Raw genomic sequence first — 6,713 nt, 5'->3', positions numbered from 1 at the left:
AAGCGAGCCGAAGAAGTACCAGAAGTTGAAGTTCTTCGGTGCGTAGTACTCGGAGAGGTGCGCTTTCCAGGTCGAGGTCATCGGAAAGCGCTTGTCGATCCAGCCCTGCAGGCCGGCCGTCTCCCCCACATCCTTTTCGGTTCCCGTCGCCATCACGCTTCTCCTTTTTCGTCCTTGCCGATCACGATCTGCGTCGGGGACGCGAACATGTAGCGCGGAATGTCGAGGTTTTGCGGCGCCGGCTTGTTCTTGAACACGCGGCCGGAGAGATCGTAGGTGGAGCCGTGACACGGGCACAGGAAGCCGCCCGGCCAGCTGTCGGGCAGGTTCGGCTGCGGGCCTTCCTGGAAGCGCGGCGTCGGCGTGCAGCCCAGATGGGTGCAGACGGCAACGGCCACGAGAATGTTCTGATGCTCGGCGCGCGAACGGAATTCGTTCATGCAGTACTCCGGCATCGGCATCGAGAACGGATGCTCGGAGTTCGGATCGGCCAGATCGGGATCGGCCTTCTTCACGTCGGCCATCATGCGATCCGTGCGGTACAGGATCCACACGGGCTTGCCGCGCCAGGCCACGGTCATCATCGAGCCGGGCTGCAGATTCGTGATGTCGGCTACGACAGGCGCGCCGGCGGCGCGGGCTTTTTCGGATGGTGCAAAAGAACCTACGAAGGGTACGACAGTGGCCACGCCTCCTATGCCACCTGCTACGGACGTCGCAATCAGCCAGGTTCGGCGGCTGCCATCGACGCGGTCATTCTCGTTGTCTCGCATCACATCGCCCCACTTCTGAGTTGGATTTTTCCGTCACGCCAGCTTACCCGCGGTGCTGCCGAACGCTAGTTTGCTCGAATGGAGTTGGCATTTACAAGGGGCGTTCTCGAAAAAGCTTCGGAAGTCCTTGATATCTCGGGGTTTTCCCGCAGAAAAGAGGGCCACTTTCTTTTCAGCTTGTAAATGCCCGATGAATAAAACGATGCTGCACCACGACAATTTTCGCCATGCGAACGCCAGGCATGTGCATGGAAAAGTTCGCTTAAACGGGATTGTCGATGTCGATGAAAAGATGCTCGATGTTGAACGCTTCCGAGAGATGCGCGCCCACCGCCTGCACGCCAAAACGCTCGGTTGCGTGGTGGCCCGCCGCGAGAAACGCCACCCCGCTTTCCGCCGACGTGTGCGTGGTCTGCTCGGAAATCTCGCCGGTGAGGAAGACGTCGGCGCCGGCCTCGATCGCGGCGTCGAAGTAACTTTGCGCGGCGCCCGTGCACCAGGCCACGCGGCGCAGCTGCCAGTCGGGGTCGCCCAGCACGAGCGGCGCGCGGCCGAGCGTTTGCGTGACCTCGGCGGTGAAGTGCGCAAGCGTGATCGGCATGGGCAGCGTGGCCATCCAGCCGAGATCCTGCTCGCCGAAGCGTTGTTCGCCGATCCAGCCGAATCTGGCGCCCAACTGCGCGTTATTGCCCAGTTCCGGATGGCTATCGAGCGGCAAGTGGTACGCGAACAGGTTGATATCGTTCGCGAGCAAGGTCTTCAGGCGCCGGTATTTGCGGCCGGTGATTTGCGGCGCTTCGTTCTTCCAGAAGTAGCCGTGATGCACGAGCACCGCGTCGGCGCCCCACTCGAGCGCGGCTTCCAGGAAGGCGAGTGAAGCGGTCACGCCCGTGGCGATCTTCTCCACCCGACGCCGCCCTTCGACCTGCAAACCATTGGGGCAGTAGTCCTTGAACCGCGCGGATTCCAGAAGATTGTTCAGATACAATTCCAGTTCGATCCGATCCATATAATCCTCTAATCTTCAGATGCTTAGACGCTTTTGGCTGTTCTTCGCCCAGGCGGTGACGGTTCTGCTGGCGTTGATGTTCATCATCGCCACGCTCAAACCGCAGTGGCTGCAGCACCAGGGGCAGTTCGGCAAGCAACTTGCCGAACCGATCGTCGCACTGCGGGAGGTGGCGCCAGGCATCGGTGGAGGCACCACCCAGGGCTCCTATGCGGACGCCGCCCAGAAGGCAATGCCCGCGGTCGTCAACGTGTTCTCGAGCAAGGATGGGTCGCTGCCGCCCGACCCCCGCCAGAACGACCCGCTATTTCGCTACTTCTTCGGCGATCGCAACAAAAACCACAAGCAGCAGGAGCAGCCTGCCGCCAACCTCGGTTCGGGCGTCATTGTCAGTCCGGACGGTTACATTCTAACGAACCAGCACGTGATCGACGGCGCGGACCAGATCGAAATTGCGCTTTCCGACGGCCGCACCACCAACGCGAAGGTGATCGGCATCGACCCGGAAACCGATCTCGCGGTGCTCAAGATCAACCTGCCGAACCTGCCCACCATCACGCTCGGCCGCATGGACCAGACGCGCGTGGGCGACGTCGTGCTCGCCATCGGCAACCCGTTCGGGGTGGGACAAACGGTCACGATGGGCATCATCAGCGCGCTGGGCCGCAACCACCTCGGCATCAACACGTTCGAAAACTTCATTCAGACCGACGCGCCGATCAATCCGGGCAACTCGGGCGGCGCGCTCGTCGACGTGAACGGCAACCTGCTCGGCATCAACACGGCCATCTACTCGCGCTCGGGCGGCTCGCTCGGCATCGGCTTCGCGATTCCCGTCTCCACGGCGCGCAGCGTGCTGGAGAGCATCATCACCTCGGGTTCGGTCACGCGCGGCTGGATCGGCGTAGAACCGCAGGACGTGACGCCCGAGATCGCCGACTCGTTTGGGCTCAAGGAGAAGTCTGGCGCGATCGTCGCAGGCGTGCTGCAGGGCGGCCCCGCCGACAAGGCCGGCATCAAGCCCGGCGACGTTCTGACCTCGGTGAACGGCGAGGCCATCACGGACACCACACGCCTTCTGAACGTGATCGCGCAGATCAAACCGGGCACCGACGCGAAGATCCACCTCGTGCGCAAGAACAAGGACATGGATCTCGACGTGCTGATCGGCAAGCGCCCGCCGCCGCCGAAGCAGCCGGCCCAGGAAGACGGCGAAGGCGACGACGACGGAGGCTGATCCGTCACAGGCCGGGCGTCGCGCCCTGCCCGTATCCAGAATGCGAAAAGGCCGCGAACTTAAGTTCGCGGCCTTTTCGTTTGCCTGCGGTTTTTCTGCGCAGCGCCAGCGAGGTTAGCTCGCCGGCTGACTCTCGTCCGCGGGTTTCTTCTCGCCGGTGCCAATGAAGATACGCGCCGCGATGATGCCCAGCTCGTACAGCACGATGAGCGGCAACGCGAGAATGAGCTGCGAGAACACGTCTGGCGGCGTCACGACGGCCGCGACGATGAACGCGCCAACGATCACGTAGGGCCGGACCTGCTTGAGCTTCTTCACGGTGACCACGCCCATGCGCACGAGCAGCACCACGATGATCGGCACCTCGAAGGTCACGCCGAACGCAATGAACATGGTGAGCACGAAGCTCAGGTAATTGTCGATATCGGTCGTCATCTCCGCGCCAAGTGGCGCGTTGTAATGCGCCATTACGCGGAAGATGGTCGGGAACACCACGAAATATGCGAACGCCATGCCGCACAGGAAGAGCGTGTAGCTGCTCGCCACGAGCGGCGCGACGAGCTTCTTTTCGTGCTGGTAAAGACCGGGAGCGACGAACGCCCAGATCTGGTAGAGCACGACCGGCAGCGCGATCACGAAGGCCACGAGCATCGTGACCTTCATGGGCACGAAGAACGAGCCGGTCACGTCGGTGACGATCATCTTGCCGTCGCGCGGCAGATTCTGCATGAGCGGACGTGCAAGCAGACGGAATATGTCGGGCGCCCAGTACACGAGCCCGATGAACACGACGATCACGGCAAGGCCCGCGCGAATGATGCGGTCGCGCAGTTCGACGAGATGGGAAATGAAGGTCTCTTCGGAGCCTTCGTCCAGTTTTTGCTGGGGGTCGCTCACACCGGCCCTCTGTTGGAAATGGTCGTGCGCAAATGCGAATCCGCGTCAGAAGAACCGCGTGGGCCGGCGCAGGCTTGCCGGCGTGTGCTGTGCCACGCGCGCAGCGCCGGATTGCACTCGCGTACGGCGCAGCGTGGCGCGTTTGTACCAGACAGGCGCGGCGCTCTGCTTCACGCGCCAGTTCTTGCGCTTCGCACCGCTCGCGCCCGCGTTGCCGGAGCGCCATCCCGATTGCGTTGCGGCGCCGTCCATCACGTTGGCTGCGGCGCCTTCCAGGCTCGCAGGATCCGCGCCGCCCGCGATGCTCGGCGACACCGACGTGCCCGCGTTCCAGGCGTCGTTCAACTCGGTTTCATGCTTGCGCAGGTTGTCCTGAACGTTCTTTTCGACGTTCTGCGCCGCCTCCTCGAACTCGGTCTTCATGCGGCGCAACTCGTCGAGTTCGATCTCGCGCGTGACTTCCGCCTTGACGTCGTTGATATAACGCTGCGCGCGCCCGAACAGCGCGCCCGCCGTGCGTGCGACACGCGGCAGCCGCTCCGGTCCGAGAACGACCAGCGCGACGACGCCGATCAGCGCCATCTTGGTTAAACCGAGATCGAGCATGAATGGAGTTTTCCGTCAGCCTTGGCTGTCTTGTTAGTCACAAGCTGTGGTCACGAGCGGGATTCAAGCTGGAAAACAGGTGGCGGCGAGAAAAAGGCCGCCACGCGCTTTAGCGGTAGTCGTTCGAGCGCTGCGTCTTGTCCTTGGCTTCGACGTCGACTGCGCCGCCGTCGGCCGGCAGCTCACGCTTTGGCGCGTCGGCGCCTTCGCTCTCGCGCATGCCTTCCTTGAAACCCTTTACCGCACCGCCCAGATCGCTACCGATATTGCGCAGCTTCTTGGTGCCGAAGACGAGCGCAACGATCAACAAGACGATCAGCCAGTGCCAAATGCTCAACGAACCCATGATTCACTCTCTCCTTAACCCCGTCGCCGCGCGATGTACGCGACGCGATAAATTGTGCCTGTTTGATGTTGCACCAACGTGGCGTGCGACCCTTTAGCGAAACACGAGGTTCGCCCCACGCCATCCATCATTTATACCGACTTTCACCGCCCTCGGCACTCAGCCCATGCGGTGCCACGGACGCGGGCCGGCCAGCAAATGCGCGTGCAGATGGTAGACCTCCTGCCCGCCGCCCGGCCCCGTATTCACGACCGTGCGAAATCCGGTGTCGCCGCCCGTGTACGAGACGCCCAGCTCCTTGGCGAGCCGCGCGACCAATACAAACATTCTACCAAGCAGCGGTGCGTCGTTTTCACCGCAGTCGGCAAGGGTGGAAATATGCTGGCGCGGAATGACGAGGACGTGCGTTTCGGCTGCGGGCCGGATGTCGCGGAAGGCGACGAATTCGTCGTCTTCATACACCCGGGTGCTGGGAATCTGGCCATCGGCGATCTTGCAGAAAAGACAGGTGCTGCGGTCGTGACTCATGGTGCTCCTGGTGAGCAGCGCCGCACACGCACCCGGCTGCCCTCAAAACCAGGCGCGCGGATTGTGCAGCGGCTTGTTGTCGTACAAGTACAGCCAGCCTTTGATGATACGGTACAACGTCCAGATTGCGACAGCCCACAAAATTGGAATGCCGACCAGCACGAAGATGAGCACGCCGCCGATCAGATGGCCAGCGAGGCCAAGCCAGAATGTGCGGATTTGCCAGGTGAAGTGCTGCTCGTAGGGCGTGCCGAGCGCTTCGTCGCGCTTGAGGTAATTGAGAATGATGGCCACCAGCACCGAAATGCCGCCGGTGAGCCAGTACACCGCGTAGAGCGCGTACAGCACGTGCGTGAAAGTGCGCAGGCTGCGCAAACGGTCCGCGTCAACGCCGTTGCGGTACGAAGGGGGCGGATAGTCGCCAGACGTGGACATGTCGTTCATCTCCTGTCGATCCAGAGTTAGCGCTTTAGCGCTTACTCTGGTCCCATGCAGAACGTGGGGTGGGTTGCGCTGCGCGCCGGCCTCAGTCGCCGTTCTCTTCGCGCTCGCGGCTCTTGCGCAGCGCCTTTTCCTCAAGACCCGAAAGACCTTCGCGGCGTTCCAGTTCCGCGAGCACGTCGGCGGGACTCAGATCGAAATGCGAAAGCGTGACGAGGCAATGGAACCACAGGTCGGCCATCTCGCCGACCAGCGCCTTCGGTGCGCCGCCCTGGCGCACGTCCTTCGCGGCCAGCACGACTTCCGTTGCTTCTTCGCCGACCTTCTTGAGCACCGCGTCGTCGCCCTTGTGAAACAGGCGCGCGACGTAGGAGGCGTCCGGATCGCCGCCCTTGCGGCTGTCGATCACCGCTGCGAGGCGCAGCAGGGTGTCATTGGTGTTCAGTTGCGTCATTTGTAGATGTGTTCGGGGTCTTTCAGCACAGGGTCGACGGCGACCCAGCGGCCCTCGTCGACGGTGCCTTCGAATTGCTGGAAAAAGCACGAGTGGCGGCCCGTGTGGCACGCAATGCCCGACACCTGCTCGATCTTGAGCAGCACGACGTCTTCGTCGCAGTCGAGGCGGATGTCGCGCACCTGCTGCACGTGGCCCGACTCCTCGCCCTTGAACCACAGGCGCTGACGCGAGCGCGAGAAGTACACGGCGCGGCGCAGCTCCACCGTCTTGGCGAGCGCTTCGCGGTTCATCCAAGCGAACATCAGCACGTCGCCAGTGGTGGCTTCCTGCGCGATCACCGGCACGAGGCCGCTCGCGTCCCAGTTGACCTTGTCGAGCCAGTTGGCGTTGGCAAGGTCGTTGGTTGGTTCGTTGCTCAT

10 protein-coding genes and 1 pseudogene are annotated in these 6,713 nt (G+C 62.6%); 1 reads left to right on the top strand and 10 read right to left on the bottom strand.

The features are described from left to right. From U5A58_RS40920 to U5A58_RS37495, 3 genes and pseudogenes are all read right to left on the bottom strand, one after another. A pseudogene (locus U5A58_RS40920) lies at positions 1 to 153 on the bottom strand (cytochrome bc complex cytochrome b subunit); the annotation flags it as partial. Further along, positions 153 to 773 carry a ubiquinol-cytochrome c reductase iron-sulfur subunit gene (gene petA, locus U5A58_RS37500; protein ID WP_321915878.1) on the bottom strand — a complete coding sequence of 207 codons (621 nt, stop codon included), beginning with the start codon at positions 771 to 773 and terminating at the stop codon, positions 153 to 155. The gene petA and the pseudogene U5A58_RS40920, both read right to left, overlap by 1 nt. A gap of 262 nt (positions 774 to 1,035) precedes the next feature. After that, positions 1,036 to 1,782 (bottom strand): Nif3-like dinuclear metal center hexameric protein, encoded by a 747-nt coding sequence (locus tag U5A58_RS37495; RefSeq protein WP_321938274.1) that lies wholly within the window; start codon positions 1,780 to 1,782, stop codon positions 1,036 to 1,038. Between the two features lie 19 nt (positions 1,783 to 1,801). Here U5A58_RS37495 and U5A58_RS37490 point away from each other — a divergent pair, with 19 nt between their 5' ends. After that, a complete protein-coding gene (locus U5A58_RS37490) occupies positions 1,802 to 3,019 on the top strand; it encodes a Do family serine endopeptidase (protein ID WP_321915880.1) in 1,218 nt (405 codons plus the stop codon). Positions 3,020 to 3,133: 114 nt separating this feature from the next. Here the strand turns inward: U5A58_RS37490 and tatC are convergent, their stop codons facing one another. The 7 genes from tatC to hisI all read right to left on the bottom strand — a co-directional run bounded on the left by tatC (position 3,134) and on the right by hisI (position 6,713). Continuing rightward, a complete protein-coding gene (gene tatC / locus U5A58_RS37485) occupies positions 3,134 to 3,916 on the bottom strand; it encodes a twin-arginine translocase subunit TatC (RefSeq protein WP_321915881.1) in 783 nt (260 codons plus the stop codon). Between the two features lie 45 nt (positions 3,917 to 3,961). Next, on the bottom strand, positions 3,962 to 4,522 hold the full coding sequence (gene tatB, locus U5A58_RS37480) for a Sec-independent protein translocase protein TatB (RefSeq protein WP_321938272.1): 561 nt from the start codon (positions 4,520 to 4,522) through the stop codon (positions 3,962 to 3,964). Positions 4,523 to 4,631: 109 nt separating this feature from the next. Next, positions 4,632 to 4,868, bottom strand: a complete 237-nt coding sequence (tatA, locus tag U5A58_RS37475) for a Sec-independent protein translocase subunit TatA (RefSeq protein WP_321915883.1) — start codon at positions 4,866 to 4,868, stop codon at positions 4,632 to 4,634. A gap of 159 nt (positions 4,869 to 5,027) precedes the next feature. Next, positions 5,028 to 5,396, bottom strand: a complete 369-nt coding sequence (locus U5A58_RS37470) for a histidine triad nucleotide-binding protein (protein ID WP_321915884.1) — start codon at positions 5,394 to 5,396, stop codon at positions 5,028 to 5,030. A 42-nt stretch (positions 5,397 to 5,438) separates the two neighbouring features. Beyond that, positions 5,439 to 5,831, bottom strand: coding sequence for a DUF4870 family protein (locus U5A58_RS37465; RefSeq protein WP_028206579.1), 393 nt, complete (start codon positions 5,829 to 5,831; stop codon positions 5,439 to 5,441). Between the two features lie 91 nt (positions 5,832 to 5,922). After that, positions 5,923 to 6,291, bottom strand: a complete 369-nt coding sequence (locus tag U5A58_RS37460; RefSeq protein WP_110388464.1) for a phosphoribosyl-ATP diphosphatase — start codon at positions 6,289 to 6,291, stop codon at positions 5,923 to 5,925. Then, entirely contained in the window at positions 6,288 to 6,713 is a 426-nt protein-coding gene (gene hisI, locus U5A58_RS37455; RefSeq protein ID WP_321965105.1) for a phosphoribosyl-AMP cyclohydrolase, read from the bottom strand. Before hisI ends, U5A58_RS37460 begins: the two co-directional genes overlap by 4 nt.

Source organism: Paraburkholderia sp. J7, from assembly GCF_905220155.1.
In the GTDB taxonomy this organism is placed as follows: domain Bacteria; phylum Pseudomonadota; class Gammaproteobacteria; order Burkholderiales; family Burkholderiaceae; genus Paraburkholderia.
This window is presented reverse-complemented; position numbering and strand designations above follow the sequence as displayed.